Here is a 25,872-nt window from a genome sequence, read left to right as displayed (position 1 = left end):
CGGTCAGACAGCGTCCGGCTGATACAACGTATCCACTGTCACCGTGCCGACGACGCGCGAGACGCAGGGACAGATCTTCGTATTGCCGCTCTTCTGGTGATCGCTGAAGAAGACGTCGCGATGATCGATTTCGCCGTCGACGGCGAGAACGTCGATGGCGCAGACCCCGCATTCGCCGCGTTCGCAGTCCGACATCACCTCGAAGCCGGCCTCGTTGAGCGCTGCCAGCATCGAGCGGCTTTGCGGCACTACGATCTCCGCGCCGCTGCCCTTCAGCCGAACGCGAAATTCCGTAGTTGGCAGGAGACCGCTGGAGCCGAAGGTTTCATAGCGCAGATCAGCGGGGGCGCGTCCGGCGGCGTTCCATTCGCGCCGGGCTGCTTCCAGCATGCGCATCGGGCCACAGAGGATGACGATGGCATCGTGAGGCAAGGCAGCAAAGGTCGCGGCGAAATCCAGTCGTGCGCCTTCATGGCTGGCGTGCACCGTCAGGCGGTCGCCGAGCAGCGTCGATAGTTCATCGAGATAGGCGGCTTCGCTGCGAGCCTTCACCGCATAATGCAGCTGCAGATCGATGGCTTTGCTGTGGAGCGCTGCGGCAATGCCGGTGATCGGCGTGATGCCGATGCCGCCAGCGATCAGGCAGTATGTCCCACGATTCCAGTCGATGTCGTAGAGCGATGACGGGCTGGAGATCTCCAGCCGCGCGCCGACTTGCAGTGCCCACATGGCTTTGGAGCCGCCGCGGCTATCCGGTGCCAGCCGCACAGCGATACGCAGCAACTCGTTGCTGCGTTCTCCCACCAGCGAATAGGATCGCGTCTGTGGCTGGCCGTCGATCAGGAGGCTGACATTGATGTGGCTGCCGAGAGGGTAGGACGACAGCGGTGTATCCGGCTTCAGCGTGATCTCGCGAATGTTCGGCGCCACATTGCGCGTGGCCTCGACGCGGCATCCCATCCAGTGTTCTGCAAAACGCATGAAGGTCTCCGTCAATCCGCCGGTGTCGAGGTCAGCAATGCCAGTGCAGGCAGCAGATCGAGATGATTGCGATTGCGCAGTGCCAGCCGCAGATTGCGCACGGCAAGCCGCGCATGCTCACGCATGATCGCCTCGGCGCGTGCTCCTTCGCGATTCTCGATGGCGTCGACGACGATGCGGTGATGTTCCTGGCCGATCAGCAGGATGTTGTGCGCTTCCGGCAGCGCTGACTGCGCCATCACGAAGGCGCTGGGCGAGGCAAAGGGCATCGCCGAAACACGATCTATCTGCCGGATCACCGGCGCGCTGCCGGAAAGGTCGGTCAGCAGCGCATGGAAACGGGCGTTCATGGTGACATAGGCGGAGAAGGCTTCCACCGAGATCGGATCCTGGCGCACCAACTGATCCAGATCGGACAGGCATTCCTTCAACGGTTCGAGATTGCGCGCGCTGGCGCCGCGCTCGGCGGCGAAGCGGGCTGCGAGGCCTTCCAGCGTACCGCGCAGTTCGATGGAGTCGAGAATGTCGCGCTCGGAAAACGCCTTCACCATGAAGCCGCCGGAGGGGATCGCCTGCAGCAGACCCTCATCTTCCAGACGCACCAGTGCGAGGCGCACCGGCGTGCGCGAGACGCTGGTGATTTCCACAGCCTGCAATTCGCTGATGCGCTCGCCCGAGCGCAGCGTGCCGGACAGGATCATGTCGCGCAGTGCGAGCTGCGCACGCACGGTCTGCGAGACGGAGCGTTCGGTATCGCGTTCGCTCATGATTTTACTCTGCCGCCTGCAGTTTGGGTGGCGTGCTTTCCTTCGCCACCATGCGGTCGATGACCCGTCGGCACCACATCGCGCCGGCATCGATATTGAGGTTGTAAAAGACGCGATCGGGGTTCTCGTTCATCGCCTTCTGCTGCGCTTCGAGAATGATTTCGTCCTCGCGGAAAATACCCGCGACGCCTTCGCGGATTTCCGTGGTGATCTTCTGCTCGGTGATGCGGTGGTTGCGCACAAAGGCCCAGAAATAGTGGCAGGTGGTCTCGGTTTCCGGCGTCATGGTGTTGAGCACGAAGCCATTGACGCCCTGCGAGCGATCGCCTTCCGGCGCGCCGGTTCCCGCCGGTGCGACGCCGACGTCGATATTCACCGTGCTCGGCGCCTGGAAGTGGATGATCTGCCAGCGATCGACGGGGCCAGGCTTGCGCAACTGCGCGGCCCAGAATGGCGGCGCCTCAATGCCCTTCATCCAGCGCGTCACCGTCACGGTCTTGTCGCCATGGGTGACATCGAAAGGAGATTCAGCGACGTCGTCCTGACCGATGCTGGAGCCGTGCACGAAAGTTTCGTGGGTGAGATCCATCAGATTGTCGACCACGAGGCGGTAGTCGCACTTCGCGTGAATCGTCTTGCCGTCGCCGGCCCATTCCGGATCGTCATTCCAGTGCATGTCCGGCACTAGTGCCGGATCTGCCAGCGCCGGGTCGCCCATCCACAGCCAGATGAAGCGATGCCGCTCGACCACGGGATAGGAGCGCACGCAGGCGGAGGGATTGATGGTCTCCTGCGAGGGCATGAAGGTGCAGCGGCCCTGCGCGTTGTATTTCAGGCCGTGATAGCCGCAGACCACAGTGTCGCCCTCGAGGCGTCCCTTGGACAGCGGCACCAGCCGGTGCCAGCAGGCATCCTCCAGCGCGCTGACGCCGCCATCGGAGCGTCGATAGATCACCACATGCTTGCCGCAGATCGTGCGCGGGAAAAGCTGGTGCTTGATGTCGGCATCCCAGGCGGCGGCGTACCAGGCGTTCAGCGGGAATGAAGCGGGCATCGTATTCCTCCGTGGCGCAGTTCTTGAGTCCTGTCTGTATACAGGTCTGGCGTTTGAAGGGACGATACCTCAATAAAACGGGAATTAGAACCAGTTTATGTATACTGAAATTGGAAAATATCTGCGGAATAGGTATTAAAAAACCGCCCCTGAGGGCGGTTTTCCGTGAAGGCTGTATACCTCGATGGTGGATCAGACTTCCCGTCTGTTCAAAAACGCCAGCCGCTCGAACAGGTGCACGTCCTGCTCGTTCTTCAACAGCGCACCATGCAGCGGCGGGATCAGCTTGCGCGGGTCGCGCTCCCGCAGCATCTCCGGCGACATATCCTCATTGACCAGCAGCTTCAGCCAGTCGAGCAGTTCCGACGTCGATGGCTTCTTCTTGAGGCCGGGCACGTCGCGCACCTCGAAGAAAATACGCATCGCTTCGGCGACGAGGCGATGCTTGATGCCGGGGAAGTGGACCTCGACGATCTGGTTCATGGTGTCGATGTCAGGGAACTTGATGTAGTGGAAGAAGCAACGGCGCAGAAACGCGTCGGGCAATTCCTTCTCGTTGTTCGATGTGATCATCACGATCGGGCGCTTTGCCGCCTTGATGGTCTCGCCGGTCTCGTAAACATGGAATTCCATGCGGTCGAGCTCGAGCAGAAGGTCGTTCGGGAATTCGATGTCAGCCTTGTCGATTTCGTCGATCAGCAGCACCGGTCGCTCTGCATGGGTGAAAGCTTCCCACAGCTTGCCGCGCTTGATGTAGTTGCCGATGTCTGAAACGCGGGGATCGCCGAGCTGGCTGTCGCGCAGGCGCGAGACGGCATCGTATTCGTAGAGGCCTTGCTGCGCCTTTGTGGTCGACTTGATGTGCCAGGTCAGCAGCGGTGCGCCCAGCGCCTTGGCGACTTCCTCGGCCAGTACAGTCTTGCCGGTGCCAGGCTCGCCCTTCACCAGCAGCGGGCGTTCGAGCACGATAGCGGCATTGACCGCGACCTTGAGATCATCGGTCGCGACATAGTTTTCGGTGCCGGTAAATTTCATGGAGACTTTGCCTTGTTTCTTCTTGTCGCGCGGACGCGCGCCGCCGAAAATGATGGAATCGCGGTAGGCGATCGCAGAGTGAGGGGATGCGACGTCAGCGCCGGATCAGCGACAGGATGACGAGCACGATCACCGCGCCGATGGTGGCGTTGATGATGTCGCGGATCGCCCCAACGCCAAGGCTCACACCCAGGCGCGGCAGCAGCCAGCCAGCGACCAGTGCGCCGATGATGCCGATGACGATATTGCCGAGCAGGCCGAAGCCGGCGCCACGAACGATCAACCCGGCCAGCCAGCCAGCAATGGCGCCGATCAGCAATGCTGCGAGAATTCCCATGGATCAATCCTTCGCGGGCGACATCAAGTGACGCGCCATTCCTGTTGTGATCATCAGCCGTCGGCCAATTTGGCCAGCCGGCACGTTTCCGGGCGAAGTTTAATTGAATTATTGGTCAGGTCCAGCCACCATTCCGGGCACTTCGCGGGACCTTTTGCGATGACGAAGAACATATCATGGCGGGGAAAAGCCAGACGGTCTGGCGGCAATTGGCGGATCAGCTGTTGTGCGAAAAGCCCGCGCTGAAATATTCGCGTTGCAGCGCCGAATTGGCGACAACGCAATCTCGACCACGTCGTTTGGCCTCGTAAAGCGCCAGATCGGCCTCGCCGACCAGGACGGCTTCGTTCGAGGTCAGGCTGTTCCGGCTGGCGACGCCGACGCTGATCGACAGGTGGCCGCGGGTTGATGCCATATTTGGAATCTCCAATGCCCTGACTCGAAGACGCAGGGCTTCCGCGATAGTGATCGCATCGGCCTCGGATACGTCCGGCAAAACGATGGCGAACTCCTCGCCGCCATAACGTGCGGACAATGCCGGCGTATTGATCGTGGCATCGGCAATGACGGCCGCGACGCGTTTGAGGCATTCGTCGCCGGCCTGGTGGCCGTTGCTGTCATTATAGCCCTTGAAGTTGTCGACATCGATCAAAAGCACCGACATCTCGTCGTGCTGCTCAAAGACGCGGCGCAGAAAGCCGTCGAGTGTGCGGCGGTTGGCGAGCCCCGTCAGCCCGTCAGTGGTCGCGAGTTCTGCGAGCTTTGTATTCAACGACGTCAACTCGTCCTGCATGCTTTTTCGAAGGGTGACGTCGCGCAGCACGCCTACGATTTCGACCTTGTCGCGATCGATCTCGCGGGTGGCCAGTTTGAAGTTAACCTCCACCCAAGCGAGTGAATGGTCGTCACGATAAGTTCGAAAAATCACGGTGCGGTTCGCTGTGAGATCTTTCAATTGCGCGCTGGCCGCCTTCACGGTTTCCACATCCTCCGGGTGCACCAGTTCGAAGCAGGAGCGCCCGAGCAGATCTTTCGGATTATGCCCCAAAACGAATTCGACCGAATGCGAGACGAAGACGATATTTCCAAAGCGATCGAGCAGGATAATAACATCGGCGATGTTGTCGGCGAGCAGGCGATAGCGGGACTCGCGCTCGCGGAGCGCGTGTTCCATGTTGAGCCGGAAGCGAAACTGGGTCGATAGCAGGGCGGCGAGCAGGATCACGGTGCAGAGCAGGACTGAAGCAACGATAACGTCGGAGAGCAGATTGCTCTTCCATATCGCCAACACCTGATCTTCCGGAATCGCGACTGTGACGATCAGCGGATACTGCGTGGTTTGCTCGTAGCTGAAATATTTGGTGATGCCGTCGAACGGCGAATCGATCTTGTAGAAGCCTGCCAGACTCTGTTTCAGACGGGTCTGAATGAGCTGAGTTCCGGAGAGGTCCTTCCCAACTTCCATCGATGGCCAGTGAATCAGCAGTATGCCGTCGCTTCGGATCAGGCTGATGCCGCCGCTCTCGCCGATCTGGAATGTTTTGTAGAAATCGCTGAAGTACTGGTTGTCGATCGCGCCCGTCAGTACACCTTTGAAGCTGCCGTCGGGGCCGTCGATCCGCTTCGACAGGATGATTGATGTACGGCCGGTTAGCCGCGACGTGATGGGGGCGTTGATCCTGATATTGGAGTCGGTGTGGTCGCGATGATAAATGAAATAGTCGCGGTCGGAATTATTGTGCGTTGGCGTTTCCGGCAGCGAGGAATAGCGCCAGTTCCCAAGCGTATCGAATACACCGATTTCGCGCAGCTGTGGCAGTGCATTCGCCGTGTTGGCCAGAAACGTGTTGAAGCGATCCGGCTGCGGGTTTTGGTACTTCAGCAGATCCGCCATCCCGCTCATGGCGATGTCGATGGCCTGTATCGAGCGCGAAGCATGTTCGACCAGCGAATGTGCGAGGTTTCGACTGTCGGTTTCGCTTTGCGCCAATACGGTCTGGCGGGCATCGAGCGCCTTCCAGACGACAAGCCCGAGCACGCACGCGCTCATCGCCAGCACGAACAGCGTGACGATCACACCCGGCGCGGAGAGTCGGCTCGGCGAACTGCTGGTCAGTGTCGTGGGTACGGTCATTCGTTTCAATGTTGACAGCAAAACAGGCCATCACCATGGCCGTCGTTGCTTTCACGATAGCTAAGAATGCCCGCCGATGGCGGGACACCGCGCTGCGTGGTTACTGACGCCGGAATTGTTGAAACAAATACCTGCAATCTGACAAGCGATTGCTTCACCATGCCGCGGAGCGGAATTCGCCCCGGTTTGACTGATAAATCTCGCTTATTCCCGATATGCGCCGCGATGGCGCACCACGGAGCGGTGTAGGCTTCTACCACATCCGGCCCTTGACGGACGCGGGTGGTCGGGCAATCTGTCAATCATGTTCTTGCAATTCTTCACATCGCTGCGCGATGCACAGGTCCCGGTGACCCTGCGCGAATATCTCACGCTGATGGAGGCGCTCGACGCCGACCTCGCTGATCAGTCGGTGGAGAATTTCTATTATTTGTCCCGTGCAGCGCTGGTGAAGGACGAGCGCAATCTCGACAAGTTCGATCGGGTGTTCGGGACGGTCTTCAAGGGGCTTGAGAGCCTGCTCGACGCTATGGAAAAGGCGGAGATTCCGGCCGAGTGGCTGAAGAAGCTCGCCGAGAAATATCTCACCGAGGAAGAAAAGAAGCAGATCGAGGCCATGGGCTGGGACAAGCTCATGGAAACCCTGCGGAAGCGCCTTGAAGAGCAGAAGGAACGTCATCAGGGCGGCAACAAATGGATCGGCACCGCCGGGACATCACCGTTTGGTGCCGAAGGCTACAATCCCGAAGGCATCCGTATCGGCCAGGAAAAGAGCCGCCACCGGCGCGCGGTGAAGGTCTGGGACAAGCGCGAGTTCAAGGATCTCGACGGCAACGTCGAGCTTGGAATCCGCAATATCAAGGTGGCGCTGCGCCGTCTGCGCAAGTTTGCCCGCACCGGTGCGCCGGATGAACTCGATCTCGACACCACGATTCGGGAGACCGCCAATCACGGCTATCTCGACGTCCACATGCGTCCGGAACGGCGCAACGCGGTCAAGGTGCTGGTGTTCTTCGATATCGGCGGATCCATGGATTCGCATATCGAGCAGGTCGAGGAACTGTTTTCGGCGGCGAAGAGCGAATTCAAGCACATGGAGTATTTCTACTTCCACAACTGCCTCTATGAAGGCGTGTGGAAGCAGAACAAACGTCGCTTCACGGACCGCACGCCGACTTGGGACGTGCTGCACAAATATGCCCATGACTACAAGATCGTGTTCGTTGGCGATGCCTCGATGTCGCCTTACGAGATCATGGTGCCCGGCGGTTCGGTCGAACATGTGAACGAAGAGTCCGGCTCGGTCTGGCTGGAGCGCATCACGCAGACCTATCCGAATGCGGTGTGGCTCAATCCTGTCGCCAAGCGGCACTGGGATTACTCGGAGTCCACGACCATCATTCGGCGACTGTTCTCGGAACGGATGTATCCGCTGACGATTGAAGGTCTCGAAGGTGCAATGAAGGAACTGGTGCGAAAAGCATGACGCAGACGATTACCCGCGGCTACAAGGCGCTGCTCGACGAAGCTAACGCGCAGATCGAGACCATGAGCGTCGAGGACGTAATGAAAGCGGCGGAAAGCCCGGATGTGGTCATCGTCGATATCCGCGATCCCCGCGAGATCGAACGCGAAGGCAAGATCCCGGGCTCGTTCTCCTGCACCCGCGGCATGCTGGAATTCTGGATCGATCCGGAAAGTCCCTATGGCAAGCCGATCTTCCAGGAAGACAAGAAATTCATTTTCCATTGCGCCAGCGGCTGGCGCTCGGCGCTGGCGGCCAAGACCGCAGCCGATATGGGCCTGAAGCCGGTGGCGCATCTGGGCGGTGGCTTCACCGCCTGGCGCAATGCGGGCGGCGCGGTCGAGAAGGTCGAGTCGAAGGCGAAGTAATCGCGCTGCATCGTGATGAGCGCGTAACCCTCAATCGTCGTGCCCGGGCTTGTCCCGGGCACCCACGTCTTACACATTACGCGATGCAAGACGTGGATGACCGGGACAAGCCCGGCCATGACGATCGTATTGAGCACCACAGGACAGTCCGATGACCAGCACCGATCCTCTCGTCTCCACCGAATGGCTTGCCGCTCATCTCGGCGATCCCAAGGTCAAGGTCATCGACGCCTCATTCAAGATGCCCGGGGTGCTCCCGCTGCCGGTCGATGACTATCTCGCTGCGCATATTCCGGGCGCGGTGTTCTTCGATGTCGATGCAGTGTCAGATCATTCCGTTGATCTGCCTCATATGTATCCGGATGCTGACCAGTTCGCCCGAGATGTTGGTGCGCTCGGCATTTCCTCCGATGATACGGTTGTCGCCTATGATGCAGGCGGCTGGGTTGCGGCGCCGCGGGCGTGGTGGATGTTCCTCTCTTACGGCCACGCCAATGTGAAGGTGCTCGATGGCGGGTTGAAGAAATGGAAGGCCGAAGGGCGTGCGATAGAAACCGGAAAGTCGTCACCGAAGCCTGGCACTTTCAGCGCCACACTCGACAAGTCGTATATTCGTAGCAAGGCGCAGGTGGTTGCCAATCTGGATTCGCGCAAAGAGCAATTGATCGATGCGCGTGCCGCCAATCGCTTCGAGGGAATTGTCCCTGAACCGCGCGCGGGCATTCGCTCCGGTCACATCCCCGCCAGCCGCAACCTGCCTTACAACCTGTTGTTCGACGCTGCGACCGGCACGATGAAGCCGCTCGAAGAGTTGCGCCAAGCCTTCACCGGCACGGGGCTCGATCTCGACAAGCCTATCGTCACCACATGTGGCTCCGGCGTATCTGCGGCGGTGTTGACTTTGGCGCTTTATCGTCTCGGCGTGCGCGGTTCGGCGCTCTATGACGGCTCGTGGTCGGAATGGGGGCAGCCCGACGGTCCGCCCGTCGCGACCGGGCCGGCGTAATCGGGATCAAGGTCAGCGCGCGACCGGCAATCCGAACGGGTCGGTCGGCTGTTGTGCAGCGGCAGCCATAGGCCTTGAGGCTACACGCCGCTTTTTGACGGTGACGCGCTTCTTCACGACCTTCTTGGCGGGCTCTGCAGCAGGCTTGGCTTTCGGCAATGGTACCGACTCGGTATCGATGGGCGGTCCACCCAGCATCGCAATTTTCGTCGAAGACAATCTTGCGTCGTCATCAGTCAGCGTGGCTGTCGGCTGTGGCCCCGCTGGCGTTGCTACAACCTCTGCTGCGGCGGCTGGTGCAGGAACGACGGCAGGCTCGGGAGGAGGGGCGGCAACTGGTTCGACGGAGGTCGCTGGTGCGACGGCAACCGTCGTTAGAGGTTCCCGCTCTTCGATCTTCGTTGCTTCCGACTTCGCTACAACGTCAGGCTTCGGCGTCGCCGCCACCACCGGGGCAGTAATCTCGACAACCGGTGCGGCCGGCGTCGACAAGGGCGCGGCGGTCTCGGGCAAGGCGGTCTTTTCCGGCTCCGCAGGAGCCGCGATGGGGGGCACCTGTTCTGCCGCCGATGTCACGGGGACCGCTGGTGGCGCGACAGTCTCAGGGGTGGAGGCTGGTGCCTCGACGCGCAGCATGGCCAATGTCGGCGGAGCTTCGACGGGCTGCTGCGCAAAGACGGCCTGCGGCGCGCGCCTGGTCGGAATGGTCGCGAATTCCTGATGAGCAGAGCGCAGCAGGGCTGCGGCACCAAGGCCGAAGACCACCAACGAGACTGTGAGCAGGACGGCTGCGAACAGAAATCGGAAACCCGGAAGCATGAATGGCAGTTCCGCCTTCGGACAGACCGTGGAAGGCTTTCGAACGACGGGGACGCGGTGACAACACTGGAAGCGGCCCGTTCCGCAGAATCGGCTGCCGCCAAAGCGTCGCGAATCAGGACCATTTGAGGATAACGCACGGCCTCAGGAACCGTTTGTTAAAAAGTGAGATGCACAACTGAGGACGCATTCCTGAGCAGTGATTTCAGCGGAGGTGAGGCAAGATAGCCACGCCGGCGTGTGATCTCGCGAATATGACCGAAATGGGAAGCTTTTTTCCGGAATTGTCTTGAATGCGCCGCTATCCTGCGCGATCTGACGGCATGTTCCGGTTTTTGCTTGAGCTTATACAAGGGCAATGATGATCAAGCGTGTTTTGACGACATTGGCGACCGTGGCTCTCGGTAGCGTCGCGGGTCATTCGCTCGCGGTGGCGCAGGGCTATCCTGTGGGCACGCCAAGCGGTTATTCGATCCCGGCCGACCCCAATTATCCCCCGGGCGGCTATCCGGCCAATTCACGCGCCGATCGCGCGCTGGACGCCATGCCGGATTTTGATGCGCTCGACGAAGATGACGCGCCGCCCTCTCGCGGTGGCCGGCCGATGACGGGGCTGTCCGCGCCCGGAATTGCGCCCCAGAGCCCGGTGATGTCTCCGGACGATCCGCGCTACGGTCGCCCTGCTGGTGCTGCCCCGGTTTATTCCGATCGCGCCATGCCGCAGGGCCCGGTCATGTCGCCGGACGATCCACGCTATGGCCGCCCGATGGCGCCGCCGGTGGTGTATTCGAACCGCGGCAATGGCGATGGCGCAATGCGTCCGCCTGAAGGCATGGGCGGGCAAGGCGCTCCTGTGACAGGCTCCGTTCAGGGGCAGGGTCTGGGCGCCAATGGCAGCTCCGTGATGGTGGCTTCATTGCCTCCGGAAGATCAGCCGGAAACCGGTCCGGCGCAGCTGCCGCCGCAGTTCCGCCGGCAGGAAGTCAATTTCGTCACGAAGGAGCCCGCGGGCACCATCGTCGTCGATACGCCGAACTTCTATTTGTACTATGTGCTCGGCAACAACCGTGCGATGCGCTATGGCGTGCGCGTCGGTCGTGATGGTTTCACCTGGAACGGTGTCCAGAAGATCACCCGCAAGGCGGAGTGGCCGGATTGGCATCCGCCAACTGAGATGATCGAGCGCCAGCCCTATCTGCCGCGCTTTATGGCCGGCGGCGAAGGCAATCCGCTCGGCGCCCGCGCCATGTATCTCGGTTCCACCGTCTATCGTATTCACGGCACCAATCAGCCGTCGACGATCGGCAAGTCCGTGTCGTCTGGCTGCTTCGGCATGCTCAACGACGACGTGTCGGATCTGTTCGAACGTGCCAAGGTTGGTACCCGCGTGGTGGTGATGCCCGGCAAGGCTCCGGCGACCACGGCTTCGGCTCAGCCGGTCCCCGGTCCGAGCGCGAATGCCGCTCCTGCGCCGCTGCCCGGCACCCAGCCGACATCGGTTCAGCCGCTGCCGGCTCCGGTCAGCATTCGCTGATTTCTTCAGCTGATTTCGAGAAAATGGGCGCCGTGTGATCACACGGCGCCCGTTTTCTTTTGCGCAGTGAGCGCTTGCGTCAGTTGAGCTTGCGGACGGGGGCGCTGTTCAACCAGCCGCCGATGCCCTCGATCATCTCTGCATAGATCCGCTTGTAATTTTCGGCGGTGACATAACCGAGATGCGGTGTGATCACGACATTGTCGAGCTTGCGCAGCGGGCTGTCGAGCGGCAGTGGTTCATGGGAATAGGTGTCGACACCTGCACCGGCAATTTTCCCGGCCTGCAAGGTCTCGAGCAGTGCGACTTCATCCACGATCGGGCCGCGTGCTGTGTTGATGAGATAGGCGGTTGGTTTCATGCGTGCGAGATCCGCCCGTGACACCAATCCGCGCGAGCGATCACTCAGCACGAGGTGGATCGTGATGATGTCGGCCTGGGCGAACAGTTCTTCCTTGGTCGCGTAGGTCACGCCGGCTTTTTCGCAGGCCTCGGGCGTCAGATTGGTGCTCCAGGCAATGGTCTTCATCCCAAGCGCGCGGCCGATGCCGGCGACCTGGCTGCCGAGCTTGCCGAGGCCGATGATTCCCAGCGTCTTGCCTTCGATGTCCTCGCCGACGGTAACCTGCCAGGGCTTGCCGGCCTTCATGCGTGCGTTTTCAAAGCCGATCTTGCGGGTCAGTTCCAGCATCAGGCCGATGGTCAGGCCGGCCGTCGGATTGCCCACCATCGCGGTACCGCAGACCGTTATGCCACGAGCCTTCGCGGCCTCGAAATCGATCGCGGCATTGCGCATGCCGGAAGTGATCAGCAGCTTGAGTTTCGGCAGCGCCTCGAACATCGCGCGTGGAAACGGCGTCCGCTCGCGCATGGCGCAGATGATTTCGAAATCCTTCAGCGCTGCAGCCGCTTCGTCCGCTGAGGCGAACGGCTTGTCGAAGACGATGATCTCAATGCGGTCGGCGAGTGCGCTCCAGTCACCAAGCGTCAGGGCCACGTTCTGATAGTCGTCGAGAATTGCACAGCGCAGCCGCGTCATGGGATCGTCCATCCGGTGTGGTGATGACGGTGTTGAAGCCGTCAGGGGATGGACACATTGCGCGCCTCGCGGGCGTGCGCAAGCGTCTGCATCGTCGGCGGCAGTGCGATCAGCTTAATGTGAGGGCGGGACCGGCGCGGACGGGTCCTTGGCGCGACAGGCGGGGCCTGGGCCGCGCATGTAATGCTGCTCGGGCCGGTAAGGATCGAAGGCGGCGACGAAAAACAGCTGCCAGAACGTCCGGATTTCGTGGAGTAGGCCTGGGCGCGCCGCGCTGGTTTCGGCGGCGGCTGGAGAGGGGACTGATGTAGTGATCGCCATGACGAGGCTCCGCCTGTCTGCTCGCGACTTCAGTCGCGAGGGGCATGATTGATCGCCCTGGGAGCACTCTTGGCGGAAGTCGTTAAAAAGCGGTTTTAATTGTCATAATGGCTGCCTCGAAGAAGTGCAGAGTTACCAAATCCTTAAGACCCCCGGTTGCCCTTTCGGGGCCACGCCGCTACATCAGCGACAACCCATTTTTCACGCCCGCGACGGTTTTCAAGGATCACGATGGCTCGCCAATTCGTCTACTTCATGCAGGGTCTGACCAAGGCCTATCCGACCCGCAAGGTGCTGGATAACGTCCATTTGTCGTTCTATCCGGACGCCAAGATCGGCGTGCTCGGTGTCAACGGCGCCGGTAAGTCGACGCTGCTCAAGATCATGGCTGGCCTGGACAAGGAATACACCGGCGAGGCGTGGGTCGCGCAGGGCGCGCGCGTCGGCTACCTCGAACAGGAACCGCAGCTCGATGCGTCTTTGAACGTCCGCGAGAACGTCATGCTTGGTGTCGCCAAGCAGAAGGCTGTTCTCGATCGCTACAACGAGCTGGCGATGAACTACTCGGAAGAGACCGCTGACGAGATGACCAAGCTGCAGGACGAGATCGAGGCGCAAGGCCTCTGGGATCTCGACAGCAAGGTCGACCAGGCGATGGATGCGCTACGTTGTCCGCCTGACGATGCCGACGTCACCAAGCTCTCCGGCGGTGAACGCCGCCGCGTCGCGCTCTGCAAGCTGCTGCTCGATGCACCCGAACTGCTGCTGCTCGACGAACCGACCAACCATCTCGACGCCGAATCCGTGTCGTGGCTCGAAGGTCATCTGCGCAACTATCCGGGTGCGATCCTGATCGTGACCCATGACCGCTATTTCCTCGACAATGTGACGTCCTGGATTCTCGAACTCGATCGCGGCCGCGGCATTCCCTACGAGGGCAACTACTCGTCCTGGCTGGTGCAGAAGCAGAAGCGTCTGGCACAGGAAGGCCGCGAGGACGCAGCCCATCAGAAGACGCTGGAACGCGAGCAGGAGTGGATCGCTTCGTCGCCCAAGGCCCGTCAGGCCAAATCGAAGGCGCGCTACCAGCGCTATGACGAGTTGCTCAAGAAGGCCAGCGAGAAGCAGACTCAGGGTGCGCAGATCACCATTCCGGTGGCCGAGCGCCTCGGCGACAACGTCGTCGACTTCGAAGGTCTCACCAAGGCCTATGGTGATCGTGTGCTGATCGACGATCTGACCTTCAAGCTGCCGCCCGGCGGTATCGTCGGCGTCATCGGCGCCAATGGCGCCGGCAAGACGACGCTGTTCAAGATGATCACCGGACAGGAGAAGCCCGATAGCGGCACGATCACTGTCGGTGAGACCGTTCATCTCGGTTATGTCGATCAGTCGCGCGATGCGCTCGACGGCAAGAAGACTGTCTGGGAGGAAATCTCGGGGAATAACGAACTGATCCTGCTCGGCAAGAAGGAAGTCAATTCGCGCGGCTACTGCTCGTCATTCAACTTCAAGGGCGGCGATCAGCAGAAGAAAGTCGGCGCATTGTCGGGCGGTGAGCGCAACCGCGTGCATCTCGCCAAGATGCTGAAGTCCGGCGCCAACGTCCTGCTGCTCGACGAACCGACCAACGATCTCGACGTCGACACGCTACGTGCGCTGGAAGAGGCGCTGGAAGACTTCGCCGGTTGCGCCGTGATCATCAGCCATGACCGCTGGTTCCTCGACCGTATCGCGACGCATATGCTCGCTTTCGAAGGCGACAGCCATGTCGAATGGTTTGAGGGTAACTTCCAGGACTACGAGAAGGACAAGATGCGTCGTCTCGGGCAGGATTCGATCATCCCGCATCGCGTGAAATACAAGAAACTGACGCGCTGAGGAGAACTCTCAAATGGCCGACTGGAGCGCGCAGCAGTATCTGAAGTTCGAGGACGAGCGAACCAGGCCGGCACGGGATCTGCTCGCGCAGATTCCGCTTCTCGATGCCCGCAAGGTCGTCGACATCGGCTGCGGGCCTGGCAACTCGACGGAGCTTCTGGTCAATCGCTGGCCGCAAGCGTCGGTCATCGGTGTCGATACGTCGGCCGATATGTTGCGGCAGGCGCGGGAACGTCTGCCCGCGCAGACTTTCATTGAAGCCAATATCGCCCATTGGGTGGCGCCGGCCGGCTCCGATGTCTTGTTTGCCAATGCCGTGTTTCAGTGGGTGCCGGATCACATCAAGCAGCTGAAACGTCTGGTCACTGCATTGCCGCAGGGCGGCGTGCTGGCTGTGCAAATGCCGGACAATCTCGACGAGCCCTCGCACATCCTGATGCGCGAGGTCGCCTATCTCGAGCCGTGGCGTGCGCAGCTCTCAAAGGCTGCGGAGCTGCGTGACTCGCTGCCGAAGCCCGGCGCGTATTACGATGCGCTGCAGCCGCTGTGTTCCCGCGTCGAGATCTGGCACACCGTCTACAATCATGCGTTGGCCGATGCCACCGCGATCGTGGAATGGGTGAAGGGCACCGGGCTGCGCCCGTTCGTCGACCCGCTGGAGCCGCCGGAGCGCAAGGCTTACATCGCTGAGTATACCGCGCGCATCGCCGCCAGCTATTTGCCGCAGGCGGATGGCAAGGTTCTGCTGAAATTTCCACGGATCTTCATTGTCGCTGTCAAATAGCTGATGCGGCCAGTTGCCGCGCATTCACGACATCATCGCGTCCAGAACGCGCCGTTATAAGATCGGCGCTTCCATTGCATTCCGATTCGACCCATAGCGAGCCCCCCATGTCCATGACGCCCGAAACGCCATTGCCGCCCAGAGGAAAAGGCGGGGCGATGCGACCGATTCCGGCGCTGATCTTTGGCTCGCGCTGGCTGCAGCTGCCGCTCTATATCGGCCTGATCGTGGCGCAGTGCGTCTATGTCGTGCTGTTCCTCAAGGAGCTCTGGCACCTCATCGCACACTCGTTCGACTTCAGCGAACAGCAGATCATGCTGGTCGTGCTGGGTCTGATCGACGTTGTGATGATTTCCAACCTGCTGGTGATGGTGATCGTCGGCGGCTACGAGACCTTCGTGTCGCGGCTCAATCTGAACGGTCACCCGGACGAGCCGGAATGGCTCAGCCACGTCAATGCCAGCGTGCTGAAGATCAAGCTGGCGATGGCGATCATCGGCATCTCGTCGATCCATCTGCTGCGCACCTTCATCGAGGCCGGCAATCTCGGAAGCACCAGCGCGCGCACGACGAACTACACCGAGGTGGGCGTGATGTGGCAGACCATCATCCACATCGTGTTCATTCTCTCGGCCGTTGGCATCGCCTATGTGGACAAGCTCTCGAACGGAGTTGTTCCGCATTCGCCAGAAAACGGTCACGGCAAGCAGGGCCATGGAGGCCACGCGCATTGAAATTGAAGCCGGGCATGTGGACGACACTGCGACCGCTCTCAGTCGTCGTCATCCTGTGCCTGATAATCGGGCCGGTTCCGTTGCTTGCTGCACCTGACGCCGGCTTCACCACCTTCATTGCTTCGCTCTGGCCGGAAGCCCAACAGGCGGGCGTCTCGCGCAAGACCTTCGATGAGGTCACGCGCGGGCTGGAGCCGGACTACAAGCTTCCGGATCTCATTCTGCCCGGCCGTCCTGCGACTGGCGCGCCGTCGCAGGCGGAATTCGTGCAGGTGCCCGCGGATTATGTGAAGGAAGCCAGCATCATCCGGCTGGCCGGCGAAGGGCAGCGGCTGCTGCAGAAGCATCGCGCGACACTCACCGCCATCGAGCAGCGCTTCGGCGTGCCGGCAACAATCATTCTGGCGATCTGGGGGCGCGAGACCGATTACGGTCGGTATGAGTTGCCCTATGACGGCATTCGCGTGCTGGCGACGCAAGCCTATGTCGGTCGCCGCAAGGACCAGTATCGCGGCGAGTTCATCGCGGCACTGAAGCTGATCGAGCGCGGCGACGTATCGCGCAAGGATCTGCGTGTGTCCTGGGGCGGCGCGACGGGGCTCACGCAATTCCTCCCGTCGGAACTGGATAAGCACGGCGTCGATTTCGACGGCGACGGCCGTGTCGATATCTGGAAATCAATCCCGGATGCGCTGGCATCCGCGGCGCAGCAACTCACCAACAAGGGCTGGCAGCGCGGTCTGCGCTGGGCCTATGAAGTGCGTGCGCCGGCCAATGCCGACTGTACGATGGGTGTGCCAGAAGTCACCCGGCCGATTGGGGAGTGGATTCGTGCCGGCTTCATTCCGGTCCGTGGCGAGAAGCTCAGCGCGGCGGAGCAGGCGCAGCCGGCATCGCTGCTGCAGCCGGAGGGCATCTATGGCCCGGCCTTCCTGACGACGAAGAACTATTTCGTCATCAAGGAATACAATTTCTCCGATCTCTATGTGCTGTTCGTCGGCCATCTCAGTGATCGAATGGCCAATGCGCAGCCGTTTGCAGCGCCGTGGTCGGCATCGAACCAGTTGCGCAGCACCGATGTCGAGGCCATGCAGCGGCACCTGACGAGGCTTGGTCTCTATGCCGACAAGATGGACGGCAAGGCCGGCATGAAGACGCGTGCCGCGCTCGGAGCCTATCAGAAGTCCGCGGGTCTCAAGGTCGATTGCTGGCCCAGCGAGACGGTGTTGCGCGCGATGAACGCGAGATAGTCAGCCTTTCGAATGGCTAACGAAAAACCCGGACGCGCGAGCGGCCGGGTTTTGAATGTGGATCGCCGCGCAGTGCTGCGCGACGGTTAGGTCAGATCAATCGCAAACTTCGACCGGGCGCGAACGCCAGACGCCGCGATATTCGTCCCAGACGCGCTGGCGGACGACACGGCATTCCGGTTCGACATAAACCGGAGCGGGGGCGTAGCCGTAGCCGTAGGCCGGAGCCGGACGGCTGGCTGCAATGGCGCCACCGAGGAGAGCGCCACCGATCAGGCCACCGGCAACGCCAGCGGCGATGCGGCCACCATCGGCCTTTGCGGCAGGCGCAACAGCAACCAGCGAACCGGCAACCGTCGCGGCGGCGAGCAAGGCGGAAATCGTCTTCTTCATCTCAAGTCTCTCCAGAAGGGCGCCGCAAGCGACGCACGGTTAAAGGTCTACTCACGCTGCGATTCGAACTGACGGTCTCACTTAGAAGCGCCCAACCGTCAATTCGATGTAAACGTTAGCCAGTCAGTGCTCCGAAAAAGCGGTTTTTTCGGGCCATTGCAAGCATCACGCACTGGAAATGTCGTAGGTTTCCGATGCGTAACAGGAGATCAGAGTGATCTCAGAGATCACATGATCCCGCGATCTCAGCCGCACACGCGGACGCGGCGAATGCGCCAGCCATAGCCGTCCCAAAAACGCTGACGTTGCCAGAAACAATCGCCGTAATAGCCCGGGCCGGCCACATAGGCAGGACGGCCGTAATAGCCGTAGCCGGGACCATAGTATCCCGAGCCGGCAGCGATCGCGCCGCCAAGCAGGGCGCCGCCAATCAGACCTGCAGCCACCGCGCCACCGCCGCCATGTCCACGCCAGTGCTGCGCGCTTGCCGATGTCGGAGCCATGGCGGAAACGGCCAGGGTGGCAACGGCGGCAATGGCCATCAGAGTTTTCTTCATGGCATTCCCTTTCTCAATCGGGCTGCGCTCACACATAGCGCTGCCTGACGCGAAAAGTTTCATACTTCACTTGAATGATCAATGAACGGGACCGCGCGATCCAGGTTACATCTTGATATTAAAGCCATTCCGGACGGAGGTCCGCGACCCTCTCCAAGGGCATGCCGCGTTGCAGGCGGTTACTGGATAGGGGCATCTGTCGGCTAGCCGTCTTCTGATCATGGCGCTTGCGAGCGCTTAGACGAATTTTAGATTCGTTCCAATTTCTTCCATGCGATCAGTAGTTTGGAATAGCTTCAAAGTCGGCGTTTTCCTTTTGCATCGGGGCGGCCTCTTACATATCCAAGAGGGGTCCTGACCTGCGAGTTCGCCTTCATCTCATGATCGTTTGTTCCTGCAACGTCTTTTCCGACCATGATGTCCGTACTGCCGTTGCCGGAGCGCGTCCGCCGCGTACGCCGGGGCAGGTCTATGGATGCCTCGGCTGCAGCGCCCAGTGCGGACGGTGCGTACGGACGATCAAGAAGATCATGGACGAAGCGCTGGGCGCCTGTGCCAAGTCCTGCTGTGCCGGCTGTCCGCATACGGCGGCCCATGGGCAGTCTCACACCGAGACTCATGCGCATATCGAACTGGCAGATATTGCCTCGATCGAAGCGGCAGCCTAAACACTTATAAATTCAACAGCTTTCCAGCTTTTCCACGCCCTTTGCCGAATTGAGCAAAGAAGGGTTGTCCTGTCGGTGAATCTGATTTAGAAACATTCTAAATTCAGACGAGGGCCTGTTTCGGACGGGTTCAGCAGACAGGAGAACATCATGAAGGGCGACCCGAAGGTCATCGAATTCCTCAACAAGGGCCTGCGCAGTGAGCTCACCGCGATCAGCCAATATTGGCTGCACTTCCGGCTCCTGAATCACTGGGGCTTGGTCGACATGGCCAAGATGTGGCGCAAGGAATCCATCGAAGAGATGAATCACGCGGATCGTTTTACCGATCGCATTCTCTTTCTGGACGGCTTCCCGAACATGCAGGTTCTCGATCCGTTGCGCATCGGCCAGACGGTCAAGGAAATCATCGAATGCGATCTGGCCGCCGAAATCGGCGCCCGCACGCTTTATGAAGAAGCGGCCACCTACTGCCACGGCGTCAAGGATTACGTCTCGCGCGATCTGTTCGAAAAGCTGATGAAGGATGAGGAAGGTCACATCGACTTCCTCGAAACCCAGCTCGACCTGATCGAGCGGATCGGCATTGATCTCTACACCCAGAAGCACATGGGTGGCCTTGAGAGCGAGTTCTAAGCCTGGATCTTTGCGGTGTCTCAATAGACGCCGGACAATGTCGTCCGCCCCTGTTCTGGCAGGGGCGGTTTCGGCATATCGCATTTCGCGAATGCCGCGCGGATCGCCGCAGTCGATCCCTCCAGCGGATATTCGACGGCCGTTCGGCCCCCGTTGATCGACCTGATCCGGACGTACAACGTCTTCGCACCGGCAAGCTCGCTGACGAAGGTCGCGATCTCTGCCCTGTCTTCGATGACGATGATCTGGTTTCCCCGCACCACCCGCGAGCCGACGTCGTCGTGACCAGGTTTTCCATCGAAGCGATAGCCGAGCACCGTGTTGCGGTTGCTGCCGATCTTGAAATCAAAGGCGAAGCGGATCAACGGCGCGCCATCGATGCATGTCAGCAGCAATGACGAGACGCGTGGAAAATCCACATTGCTGTTTGACGCTTCGGCAAAGACATAGGCGCTGGGCAATTCGGCCCCGGTAATGCGGTCGATTTGGTGCGGGATCAGCCATTCGCCCGCATAGGTTTCGTCCCGCTCCGTTACGAACGGATCACGCACGCAGCCGCCAAGCATGAGGCCCGCGACTGTCATCAGCTGGATCAACGCAACGCCATGCACAACGCTCTCCCCAAGCGTCGTGATTATACAACCTTAAGTGATAATTTCAAATAGAGGTTGTGCGTGGATGACCGCGGCTGCCGGAGCTCCTTTTGGATCCGGGCGAGGCCGACGAGCTACAACTGCTGGCGATAGGCGACGTCGATCTGTTCCTGAGTCATCGGTTCACCGAGTTTCGTCTGGTCGTGAACCATTTCGGAGATGCTCGGCATCACGGAGCGCTTTACCTGCACCTCCGGCGACCACAGCTTCGAGCGCATCAGCGCCTTGCCGCAATGGAAATAGGCTTCGGTCACGGCGATGCTCAACACTGCGCGCGGGAGCTTGCCGAACTCTTCCATCGACGCCATCAGTTCCGGGTCTTTAATCAGCTTGGCGACGCCACTGACACGCAAGGTGTCGTCGATGCCCGGAACGAAGAAGATCAGCTGCACATGGCCGCTGCCCGCCATCAGATTCTGGAACGTATCGATGCGGTTGTTGCCGGGACGGTCCGGCATCTGCAACTCGGTCGGCGAGGCGATCCGCACGAAGCCGACGCCGCCACCGCGCGGCGATGCATCGACGGTGCCGTCGGGACCCGACGAAGCAAGCACGCAGAACGGCGACAGCGAGATGAACTTGCTGGAGTGCATATCGAGCGTCGGTCGCGCCTTGGCGATCACGCGCGGATGCGGCGTTGGATAAATGGTGCGGAGTTCGTCTGCTGCGACGTCGGTCACGTCTGCTCTCCCGATATGATTTGATAACTCAAAACTAGCATGGTGGCGCCTTGCGGAAAAGTCGCGCAGACAGCACCGCAACCGACGCCGGAGTCACCACGCGACTCCATAACGAATGTTGTTTGCCGATTTGGCCCGTTCGCTATGAGTCTGTGGCGTCTTTGTGTGGCCCGGGCCAATTGATGACGCCGGCCCCCAACGCAACCGTGTGCGTGTCACGAGTGCAAGCGATGCGGCAATTTCAATGACGCCCCTGTCGATGATGAGTTCGCGCGCGAAGGGCATCCAGGCGGGCGTGATGAGCAATAAATTCGCCGGCATGGCGAGATACGCAATGCCGGCGCCATTGGACGCGTTGAGGTCAGTTGGATCATTCACCTGTCTTCGCGATCAGGCCTTGTCGATGATGTGGGTGTTGGGACGATCACTGCCCGAGGCAGTTTCCTCGTGCCACTGCCCTTTTTCGTCCTCATAGGCAATCACCTCGGTGCGTCCCGGCACCCTCTGCTCGGCCGCGGCGCGCTTGGCGGCTGCGGTGGCGAGTGCGTGCGTCGCATACGGCTCGGAGAAGACGGCGCCAACCTTATAGGCCCAACCGCCATCATGCTCGACGATCACATAGGTCACTTCCGTCATATCAGTCTCTCTTTATCCTGTAGTGCCCGCGGCGAGGTGACGGCGGGGCCAGAGTGACCTAACGCGCCGCGCGCAGAATTAGCCTCAAATTGGGCCCGATTGCCTGTGGATTGCAAGGCCGCACCCTGGCACCGTTTCGTGATCGTCATCATGCGGCGTCAGCCGGAACGAAACAGCTGATGATGATCTCGCCGCGATGGCGCACATACCAGACGACGGCTTCGCCGACGGGGTTGCCGCGATCGCGGATTACGGCACGCGTCGGCACCTCCGTCCATATGCCTTCGATCGGTACCCAATAGGCGCCGTTGCGGACGTCATATTCGGTGCGATGGCCGTCGGAGATATCGCAACACGGCACGCCATTAGGGCTGATGACGCTTTTGAACCAGTTCCGGATATCGTCGGGCACATCGCTGAACTGGCCGCGATCGATGGCGTGAGCGGTCGTCGCCATCACGGTAAGCACTGCCAGCAGCACCACTTGAATCAATCCCCGCATGCGAACCTCACGGTGTTGCATCACGCGCGGACGCCGGGTGCCGCACGGGACGACTCGGATTCTTGCGATGATTAAGCCCGAGCTATGGCGGCGACGCCTGCCCAAAAATTATACCCGGAGCGACGAGCTGGGGATCGCTGCGCTGCAGTATCGATCTGTTGGTCTCCTGGCTCACGCTGCCGTGCTAGCATCTGTGTCAAGCGGCCCGATCAAATGGCTGCGCCGGGGAGGATGACGATGCCCAGCCGTTCTATGCGCGCGTTGTGCGCTGCTGCTGTCGTGACATGTGCTTCGCTTGCTGCCGTGACCGCGTTCGCCGCTGATTATCCGGCGCCAAAGCAGGGCGACTGGATCGCGAAGGATTTCAAGTTTCATACTGGCCATGTGATGCCGGAGTTGAAGCTGCATTACACGACGGTGGGTGAGCCGAGCGGCCAGCCGGTGCTGGTGCTGCATGGCACCGGCGGTTCGGCGCAGAGCATATTGACGCCTGCTTTTGCGGGCGAGTTATTCGGCGCGGGCCGGCCGCTCGATGCCACAAAATATTACATCATCATTCCCGATGCGGTCGGCCACGGCAAATCGTCGAAACCCTCTGATGGCATGAAGACCGCATTTCCGAAGTACAATTACGACGATATGGTCGATGCCCAGCACCGGCTGCTGATCGAAGGGCTCGGCATCAAGCATGTGCGCATGGTGATCGGCAATTCCATGGGCGGCATGCATGCGTGGATCTGGGGCACGAAATATCCCGATGTGATGGATACCCTGGTGCCGATGGCATCGCAACCGACCGAGATGAGCGCGCGAAACTGGATGATGCGGCGCATGATGATCGAGACCGTGCGCGCCGATCCAGACTACAAGGCCGGCAACTACACATCGCAGCCCGGCATGATCAAATTTGCCAGCGTGATGTATGGCATCGCGACAGCCGGCGGCACGCTGGCCTATCAGATGCTGGCGCCGACCGGCGAGGCCGCCGACAAGAATGTCGATGACCGGCTCAAGGCGCCATTTGTCGCCGATGCAAATGATTTCATCTATCAGTGGGAATCGTCGCGCGACTACAATCCATCAGCAGGTCTGGACAAGATCACATCCGTCGTGCTCGCGATCAACGCTGCCGATGACGAGCGCAATCCGCCGGAGACCGGGTTGATGGATGCCGCGCTGAAGCGGATCAAAAACGCGAAGATGCTGCTGATCCCGGCAAGCACCGAGACCCGTGGTCATCTCACGACGGGCGGTGCGAAATTCTATAAGCAACAGCTTCAGGAGCTGCTGCAGACCGCACCGCAGCGGACCATGTAAGAAGTAAAGGCGACGGGCCGGCATTGCGGCGCGTCGCCTGATCTGTTGTCGCGCGTCCGTATCGAGCGACGCAGCGGTGCTAGTCGTCCTTGTTCTTCTTGCGCTTCTTCTTTTTCTTGCCGTCGTCGGTTTCATCGGACTCATCCGCGATGGCGGCTTCGGCCTCGATCATCGCGGCGACACGTTCAACGGCTTCCTGCTGCTCGCGCAGCAGCGCCTCTTCGCGCTCCTGGGCTTCGCGCAGGCGCATCTGGCGGTGGTCTTCCCAGGCGTCGAACACCATGTGCAGCCACGGCATGATCTGCTCGAGGCTCGGCAGCGTGCCGGGAGGACCCTGCTCGCCGCGCGGCCCGGCTTCACCCTGCACACCGGGTTTGCCCTGAAGGCCCTGTTCACCCCGTGGTCCCTGCGGCCCGGCCTTGCCCTGCGGTCCGATCGGACCAGGCTTGCCGTCGGCGCCAGCCTTACCATTGACGCCAGCCTTACCCTGAGGGCCTGCTTCGCCGCGCTTGCCCTGAGGCCCCGGCTTGCCATTGGCGCCGGCTTTGCCGGCCAGGCCCGGCTTGCCCTGCGCGCCGTCCGGCCCCGGCCGTCCGGGATGGCCCTGCGGTCCGGGAAGTCCCGGTTCGCCGCGGGGGCCGCGTAATCCGGTTTGGCTGATCGTATCTTTTGCCACGCCTCACACTCCGTATTGATTCTGTCCGGCCGCTTTTAACAGGGGATGGATGACGGCTTCAATTCGCCGCTGCTGCCATGCCACCACAGACATTGCCGGTTGCGCTTCACCACATGCGGACTAGCATCGGCTGTCGCTTGACCTGCTGGCACCCGCGCCAGTTTGGCGTGGCGGCGAACAGAAGATCAGGGAGGAGAACATGCGGAGAGGGCAGGTTCTGTGGTTGCTGTGCGGCGCTGTGGCGCTGCTGGGGGCACCTGCGCCGGCCGCGGCTGCCGGACAGCTCGCTGTCGCGGTAGCCGATTTCGACTATAGCGACACCTCCGGCGAGGAGGCCGACCAATCCGCGCAGCATCGCGACCGCATGACCATCTTCGCTGCACTGCTGCGCGACGGGCTGGCGCAGCGCGACTACCGCGTGGTGCGCCCGGCCTGTCCGCAGCCCGCCTGCACCGCCGTCAGCATGGCGCCCGACGATCTCGTCGCCGCAGCGCGCCGCGACGGTGCGCGTTACCTGGTCTATGGCGGCATCCGCAAGATGAGTACGCTGGTGCAATGGGGCGAGGTGCAGTTGTTCGATGTCGAGCGCGAGCAGCTGGTGATGCGTCGCGCCGTCACCTTCCGCGGCGATACCGACACAGCGTTCCGCCGCGCCGCCGATTTCGTCAGCGAGACGGTGAAGGATGCGATGGCTGGCCGATGAGCGTCGTCACGATAGCGAAGCCACACACTCGATCTCGATCAGCATTGCCGGATTGGGCAGCGCCTGAACCACGCAAGTGGTGCGCGCCGGATAGGGCGGTGGTCCGAAGGCTTCGGCATACAGCGCATTCATGGGAGCCACGTCGGACGCGCGCGTCAGCAGCACGTTGACCTTGACGAGGTGCGAGATGTCGGTGCCTGCATCCTTCAGCACTCGTTTGATCGTGCGCACCACAAATCCGAACTGCGCCTCGAAGTGCTCCGGCAATTGGCCATTGGCGTCGAAACCGGGAATGCCGGAGACGAACAGGAGATCGCCGACCCGCGCCGCATAGGACAGCGGCGGCGCCTTGATTCCGGGAGGGGGCGGGAAGTGCTGGATGGGCATGATCAGGCCTCGCGCTCATGTGTGACGGGCCAGCGTAGCAGGTCTACGCAAGGGGCGCCCGCGAATTGCCGGGCCCGGTCGAACCGGAACGGGATCCGCGGCGACTTACGCTCTCATCAGGGCAACGGGCGACGACATATGAAATCCTATCTGGCGCTGCTGACCTTGTTGGCCCTCACGAGCGCAACGCATGCCGGCGAGATACGCCTAGGGGCGTCCATGCAGGTAAAACCGGATTCGATCTGGTTCGGGGATCGCGCGAAGCTGGCGCGATGGCAGGCACTGAAGAAAGCCGGCAATTCAAAAGCTCTGGCGTCGTATCAGGATGGCCTGCTGCAGGCCCGCAAGGCATGGCAATTCACCAGGCCGCTCACTGTCAGAATTCGCGGCTTTGAGCCGAAGGCGCATCTCGTCGACGTCGAGATGCAGACCGAAGGCCGGCTGCAGGGCTCCACATGGGTGCTGGATCCCGACGCGCTCCAGCAATAGCGCCGT

The 25,872-nt window shown here is 61.0% G+C and carries 31 protein-coding genes; 13 read left to right on the top strand and 18 right to left on the bottom strand.

Annotated features, from left to right (window positions below):
• Positions 1-3: 3 nt before the first annotated feature.
• The 6 genes from LPB73_RS16975 to LPB73_RS16950 all read right to left on the bottom strand — a co-directional run bounded on the left by LPB73_RS16975 (position 4) and on the right by LPB73_RS16950 (position 6,308).
• Positions 4-981, bottom strand: a complete 978-nt coding sequence (locus LPB73_RS16975) for a PDR/VanB family oxidoreductase (RefSeq protein WP_175367225.1) — start codon at positions 979-981, stop codon at positions 4-6.
• A gap of 11 nt (positions 982-992) precedes the next feature.
• The gene (locus LPB73_RS16970; RefSeq protein ID WP_120289000.1) at positions 993-1,748 is read right to left on the bottom strand and encodes a GntR family transcriptional regulator; all 756 of its coding nucleotides are present in this window, start codon (positions 1,746-1,748) and stop codon (positions 993-995) included.
• A 4-nt stretch (positions 1,749-1,752) separates the two neighbouring features.
• Positions 1,753-2,802 carry an aromatic ring-hydroxylating oxygenase subunit alpha gene (locus LPB73_RS16965; protein ID WP_068732211.1) on the bottom strand — a complete coding sequence of 350 codons (1,050 nt, stop codon included), beginning with the start codon at positions 2,800-2,802 and terminating at the stop codon, positions 1,753-1,755.
• Between the two features lie 192 nt (positions 2,803-2,994).
• A complete protein-coding gene (locus LPB73_RS16960) occupies positions 2,995-3,837 on the bottom strand; it encodes an AAA family ATPase (protein ID WP_068732213.1) in 843 nt (280 codons plus the stop codon).
• 94 nt (positions 3,838-3,931) lie between these two features.
• Positions 3,932-4,174, bottom strand: a complete 243-nt coding sequence (locus LPB73_RS16955) for a GlsB/YeaQ/YmgE family stress response membrane protein (protein ID WP_068732215.1) — start codon at positions 4,172-4,174, stop codon at positions 3,932-3,934.
• Between the two features lie 217 nt (positions 4,175-4,391).
• Positions 4,392-6,308, bottom strand: coding sequence for a diguanylate cyclase (locus tag LPB73_RS16950; RefSeq protein ID WP_231077616.1), 1,917 nt, complete (start codon positions 6,306-6,308; stop codon positions 4,392-4,394).
• Between the two features lie 304 nt (positions 6,309-6,612).
• On the opposite strand from LPB73_RS16950, the gene LPB73_RS16945 reads away from it, so the two are divergent.
• The 3 genes from LPB73_RS16945 to sseA all read left to right on the top strand — a co-directional run bounded on the left by LPB73_RS16945 (position 6,613) and on the right by sseA (position 9,207).
• Positions 6,613-7,794 carry a vWA domain-containing protein gene (locus LPB73_RS16945; protein WP_068732219.1) on the top strand — a complete coding sequence of 394 codons (1,182 nt, stop codon included), beginning with the start codon at positions 6,613-6,615 and terminating at the stop codon, positions 7,792-7,794.
• On the top strand, positions 7,791-8,201 hold the full coding sequence (locus LPB73_RS16940; RefSeq protein WP_231077615.1) for a rhodanese-like domain-containing protein: 411 nt from the start codon (positions 7,791-7,793) through the stop codon (positions 8,199-8,201). Before LPB73_RS16945 ends, LPB73_RS16940 begins: the two co-directional genes overlap by 4 nt.
• A 151-nt stretch (positions 8,202-8,352) precedes the next feature.
• Positions 8,353-9,207 (top strand): 3-mercaptopyruvate sulfurtransferase, encoded by an 855-nt coding sequence (gene sseA, locus LPB73_RS16935; protein ID WP_231077614.1) that lies wholly within the window; start codon positions 8,353-8,355, stop codon positions 9,205-9,207.
• Positions 9,208-9,219: 12 nt separating this feature from the next.
• Here sseA and LPB73_RS16930 read toward each other — a convergent pair whose 3' ends face one another.
• Positions 9,220-10,026 carry a hypothetical protein gene (locus LPB73_RS16930; RefSeq protein ID WP_231077613.1) on the bottom strand — a complete coding sequence of 269 codons (807 nt, stop codon included), beginning with the start codon at positions 10,024-10,026 and terminating at the stop codon, positions 9,220-9,222.
• A gap of 358 nt (positions 10,027-10,384) precedes the next feature.
• Here LPB73_RS16930 and LPB73_RS16925 point away from each other — a divergent pair, with 358 nt between their 5' ends.
• The gene (locus tag LPB73_RS16925) at positions 10,385-11,560 is read left to right on the top strand and encodes a L,D-transpeptidase family protein (protein WP_231077612.1); all 1,176 of its coding nucleotides are present in this window, start codon (positions 10,385-10,387) and stop codon (positions 11,558-11,560) included.
• A 79-nt stretch (positions 11,561-11,639) separates the two neighbouring features.
• On the opposite strand, the gene LPB73_RS16920 is transcribed toward LPB73_RS16925, so the two are convergent.
• Together LPB73_RS16920 and LPB73_RS16915 are read right to left on the bottom strand one after the other, a co-directional pair.
• On the bottom strand, positions 11,640-12,599 hold the full coding sequence (locus LPB73_RS16920) for a D-2-hydroxyacid dehydrogenase family protein (protein WP_231077611.1): 960 nt from the start codon (positions 12,597-12,599) through the stop codon (positions 11,640-11,642).
• 114 nt (positions 12,600-12,713) lie between these two features.
• Complete coding sequence (locus tag LPB73_RS16915) at positions 12,714-12,920, bottom strand: hypothetical protein (RefSeq protein ID WP_231077610.1); 207 nt, start codon at positions 12,918-12,920, stop codon at positions 12,714-12,716.
• Positions 12,921-13,151: 231 nt separating this feature from the next.
• On the opposite strand from LPB73_RS16915, the gene ettA reads away from it, so the two are divergent.
• The 4 genes from ettA (at position 13,152) to LPB73_RS16895 (ending at position 17,569) form a co-directional block, all read left to right on the top strand.
• On the top strand, positions 13,152-14,801 hold the full coding sequence (gene ettA, locus LPB73_RS16910) for an energy-dependent translational throttle protein EttA (RefSeq protein ID WP_089267386.1): 1,650 nt from the start codon (positions 13,152-13,154) through the stop codon (positions 14,799-14,801).
• Positions 14,802-14,814: 13 nt separating this feature from the next.
• Positions 14,815-15,585, top strand: coding sequence for a trans-aconitate 2-methyltransferase (tam, locus tag LPB73_RS16905; RefSeq protein ID WP_120289006.1), 771 nt, complete (start codon positions 14,815-14,817; stop codon positions 15,583-15,585).
• Between the two features lie 107 nt (positions 15,586-15,692).
• Positions 15,693-16,319: a TIGR00645 family protein gene (locus tag LPB73_RS16900; RefSeq protein ID WP_120289007.1), complete on the top strand. Its 627-nt coding sequence runs from the start codon at positions 15,693-15,695 to the stop codon at positions 16,317-16,319.
• Between the two features lie 14 nt (positions 16,320-16,333).
• Positions 16,334-17,569 carry a lytic murein transglycosylase gene (locus tag LPB73_RS16895; protein ID WP_231077609.1) on the top strand — a complete coding sequence of 412 codons (1,236 nt, stop codon included), beginning with the start codon at positions 16,334-16,336 and terminating at the stop codon, positions 17,567-17,569.
• 96 nt (positions 17,570-17,665) lie between these two features.
• On the opposite strand, the gene LPB73_RS16890 is transcribed toward LPB73_RS16895, so the two are convergent.
• Both LPB73_RS16890 and LPB73_RS16885 read right to left on the bottom strand, forming a co-directional pair.
• Positions 17,666-17,962 carry a hypothetical protein gene (locus LPB73_RS16890; protein WP_068732235.1) on the bottom strand — a complete coding sequence of 99 codons (297 nt, stop codon included), beginning with the start codon at positions 17,960-17,962 and terminating at the stop codon, positions 17,666-17,668.
• Positions 17,963-18,207: 245 nt separating this feature from the next.
• Positions 18,208-18,519: a hypothetical protein gene (locus tag LPB73_RS16885; RefSeq protein ID WP_068732237.1), complete on the bottom strand. Its 312-nt coding sequence runs from the start codon at positions 18,517-18,519 to the stop codon at positions 18,208-18,210.
• A 380-nt stretch (positions 18,520-18,899) separates the two neighbouring features.
• On the opposite strand from LPB73_RS16885, the gene LPB73_RS16880 reads away from it, so the two are divergent.
• Positions 18,900-19,187, top strand: a complete 288-nt coding sequence (locus LPB73_RS16880; RefSeq protein WP_231077608.1) for a (2Fe-2S)-binding protein — start codon at positions 18,900-18,902, stop codon at positions 19,185-19,187.
• Between the two features lie 150 nt (positions 19,188-19,337).
• Positions 19,338-19,823 carry a bacterioferritin gene (gene bfr, locus LPB73_RS16875; protein WP_068732242.1) on the top strand — a complete coding sequence of 162 codons (486 nt, stop codon included), beginning with the start codon at positions 19,338-19,340 and terminating at the stop codon, positions 19,821-19,823.
• Between the two features lie 20 nt (positions 19,824-19,843).
• Here bfr and LPB73_RS16870 read toward each other — a convergent pair whose 3' ends face one another.
• From LPB73_RS16870 to LPB73_RS16850, 5 genes are all read right to left on the bottom strand, one after another.
• On the bottom strand, positions 19,844-20,407 hold the full coding sequence (locus tag LPB73_RS16870) for a hypothetical protein (RefSeq protein WP_175367214.1): 564 nt from the start codon (positions 20,405-20,407) through the stop codon (positions 19,844-19,846).
• A 143-nt stretch (positions 20,408-20,550) separates the two neighbouring features.
• Entirely contained in the window at positions 20,551-21,156 is a 606-nt protein-coding gene (locus LPB73_RS16865; RefSeq protein WP_231077607.1) for an MSMEG_1061 family FMN-dependent PPOX-type flavoprotein, read from the bottom strand.
• 93 nt (positions 21,157-21,249) lie between these two features.
• Entirely contained in the window at positions 21,250-21,534 is a 285-nt protein-coding gene (locus LPB73_RS16860; protein ID WP_231077606.1) for a hypothetical protein, read from the bottom strand.
• A gap of 12 nt (positions 21,535-21,546) precedes the next feature.
• Entirely contained in the window at positions 21,547-21,792 is a 246-nt protein-coding gene (locus tag LPB73_RS16855; protein ID WP_068732250.1) for a DUF2188 domain-containing protein, read from the bottom strand.
• 148 nt (positions 21,793-21,940) lie between these two features.
• Entirely contained in the window at positions 21,941-22,294 is a 354-nt protein-coding gene (locus LPB73_RS16850; protein ID WP_231077605.1) for a hypothetical protein, read from the bottom strand.
• Positions 22,295-22,546: 252 nt separating this feature from the next.
• Here LPB73_RS16850 and LPB73_RS16845 point away from each other — a divergent pair, with 252 nt between their 5' ends.
• Positions 22,547-23,611, top strand: a complete 1,065-nt coding sequence (locus LPB73_RS16845; protein ID WP_231081167.1) for an alpha/beta fold hydrolase — start codon at positions 22,547-22,549, stop codon at positions 23,609-23,611.
• A gap of 79 nt (positions 23,612-23,690) precedes the next feature.
• Here LPB73_RS16845 and LPB73_RS16840 read toward each other — a convergent pair whose 3' ends face one another.
• Positions 23,691-24,287, bottom strand: coding sequence for a collagen-like protein (locus LPB73_RS16840; protein WP_231077604.1), 597 nt, complete (start codon positions 24,285-24,287; stop codon positions 23,691-23,693).
• Between the two features lie 199 nt (positions 24,288-24,486).
• Here LPB73_RS16840 and LPB73_RS16835 point away from each other — a divergent pair, with 199 nt between their 5' ends.
• Complete coding sequence (locus LPB73_RS16835) at positions 24,487-24,990, top strand: DUF2380 domain-containing protein (RefSeq protein WP_175367210.1); 504 nt, start codon at positions 24,487-24,489, stop codon at positions 24,988-24,990.
• 6 nt (positions 24,991-24,996) lie between these two features.
• Here LPB73_RS16835 and LPB73_RS16830 read toward each other — a convergent pair whose 3' ends face one another.
• Positions 24,997-25,377, bottom strand: coding sequence for a RidA family protein (locus LPB73_RS16830; protein ID WP_231077603.1), 381 nt, complete (start codon positions 25,375-25,377; stop codon positions 24,997-24,999).
• A 138-nt stretch (positions 25,378-25,515) separates the two neighbouring features.
• Here LPB73_RS16830 and LPB73_RS16825 point away from each other — a divergent pair, with 138 nt between their 5' ends.
• Positions 25,516-25,866, top strand: a complete 351-nt coding sequence (locus LPB73_RS16825) for a hypothetical protein (RefSeq protein WP_231077602.1) — start codon at positions 25,516-25,518, stop codon at positions 25,864-25,866.
• Positions 25,867-25,872 lie beyond the last annotated feature (6 nt).

The organism is Tardiphaga sp. 37S4 (assembly GCF_021044645.1).
Lineage (GTDB): Bacteria > Pseudomonadota > Alphaproteobacteria > Rhizobiales > Xanthobacteraceae > Tardiphaga > Tardiphaga robiniae.
Note: the sequence above shows the minus strand (reverse complement) of the source record. Positions and strands in the feature narration are given on the sequence as shown.

Bases quoted from the DNA above. Each gene is read 5' to 3' on its own strand.
- LPB73_RS16975 (WP_175367225.1), bottom strand. From the start codon at position 981: ATGCGTTTTGCAGAACACTGGATGGGATGCCGCGTCGAGGCCACGCGC.
- LPB73_RS16970 (WP_120289000.1), bottom strand. From the start codon at position 1,748: ATGAGCGAACGCGATACCGAACGCTCCGTCTCGCAGACCGTGCGTGCG.
- LPB73_RS16965 (WP_068732211.1), bottom strand. From the start codon at position 2,802: ATGCCCGCTTCATTCCCGCTGAACGCCTGGTACGCCGCCGCCTGGGAT.
- LPB73_RS16960 (WP_068732213.1), bottom strand. From the start codon at position 3,837: ATGAAATTTACCGGCACCGAAAACTATGTCGCGACCGATGATCTCAAG.
- LPB73_RS16955 (WP_068732215.1), bottom strand. From the start codon at position 4,174: ATGGGAATTCTCGCAGCATTGCTGATCGGCGCCATTGCTGGCTGGCTG.
- LPB73_RS16950 (WP_231077616.1), bottom strand. From the start codon at position 6,308: ATGACCGTACCCACGACACTGACCAGCAGTTCGCCGAGCCGACTCTCC.
- LPB73_RS16945 (WP_068732219.1), top strand. From the start codon at position 6,613: ATGTTCTTGCAATTCTTCACATCGCTGCGCGATGCACAGGTCCCGGTG.
- LPB73_RS16940 (WP_231077615.1), top strand. From the start codon at position 7,791: ATGACGCAGACGATTACCCGCGGCTACAAGGCGCTGCTCGACGAAGCT.
- sseA (WP_231077614.1), top strand. From the start codon at position 8,353: ATGACCAGCACCGATCCTCTCGTCTCCACCGAATGGCTTGCCGCTCAT.
- LPB73_RS16930 (WP_231077613.1), bottom strand. From the start codon at position 10,026: ATGCTTCCGGGTTTCCGATTTCTGTTCGCAGCCGTCCTGCTCACAGTC.
- LPB73_RS16925 (WP_231077612.1), top strand. From the start codon at position 10,385: ATGATGATCAAGCGTGTTTTGACGACATTGGCGACCGTGGCTCTCGGT.
- LPB73_RS16920 (WP_231077611.1), bottom strand. From the start codon at position 12,599: ATGACGCGGCTGCGCTGTGCAATTCTCGACGACTATCAGAACGTGGCC.
- LPB73_RS16915 (WP_231077610.1), bottom strand. From the start codon at position 12,920: ATGGCGATCACTACATCAGTCCCCTCTCCAGCCGCCGCCGAAACCAGC.
- ettA (WP_089267386.1), top strand. From the start codon at position 13,152: ATGGCTCGCCAATTCGTCTACTTCATGCAGGGTCTGACCAAGGCCTAT.
- tam (WP_120289006.1), top strand. From the start codon at position 14,815: ATGGCCGACTGGAGCGCGCAGCAGTATCTGAAGTTCGAGGACGAGCGA.
- LPB73_RS16900 (WP_120289007.1), top strand. From the start codon at position 15,693: ATGTCCATGACGCCCGAAACGCCATTGCCGCCCAGAGGAAAAGGCGGG.
- LPB73_RS16895 (WP_231077609.1), top strand. From the start codon at position 16,334: ATGTGGACGACACTGCGACCGCTCTCAGTCGTCGTCATCCTGTGCCTG.
- LPB73_RS16890 (WP_068732235.1), bottom strand. From the start codon at position 17,962: ATGAAGAAGACGATTTCCGCCTTGCTCGCCGCCGCGACGGTTGCCGGT.
- LPB73_RS16885 (WP_068732237.1), bottom strand. From the start codon at position 18,519: ATGAAGAAAACTCTGATGGCCATTGCCGCCGTTGCCACCCTGGCCGTT.
- LPB73_RS16880 (WP_231077608.1), top strand. From the start codon at position 18,900: ATGATCGTTTGTTCCTGCAACGTCTTTTCCGACCATGATGTCCGTACT.
- bfr (WP_068732242.1), top strand. From the start codon at position 19,338: ATGAAGGGCGACCCGAAGGTCATCGAATTCCTCAACAAGGGCCTGCGC.
- LPB73_RS16870 (WP_175367214.1), bottom strand. From the start codon at position 20,407: ATGACAGTCGCGGGCCTCATGCTTGGCGGCTGCGTGCGTGATCCGTTC.
- LPB73_RS16855 (WP_068732250.1), bottom strand. From the start codon at position 21,792: ATGACGGAAGTGACCTATGTGATCGTCGAGCATGATGGCGGTTGGGCC.
- LPB73_RS16850 (WP_231077605.1), bottom strand. From the start codon at position 22,294: ATGCGGGGATTGATTCAAGTGGTGCTGCTGGCAGTGCTTACCGTGATG.
- LPB73_RS16845 (WP_231081167.1), top strand. From the start codon at position 22,547: ATGCGCGCGTTGTGCGCTGCTGCTGTCGTGACATGTGCTTCGCTTGCT.
- LPB73_RS16835 (WP_175367210.1), top strand. From the start codon at position 24,487: ATGCGGAGAGGGCAGGTTCTGTGGTTGCTGTGCGGCGCTGTGGCGCTG.
- LPB73_RS16830 (WP_231077603.1), bottom strand. From the start codon at position 25,377: ATGCCCATCCAGCACTTCCCGCCCCCTCCCGGAATCAAGGCGCCGCCG.
- LPB73_RS16825 (WP_231077602.1), top strand. From the start codon at position 25,516: ATGAAATCCTATCTGGCGCTGCTGACCTTGTTGGCCCTCACGAGCGCA.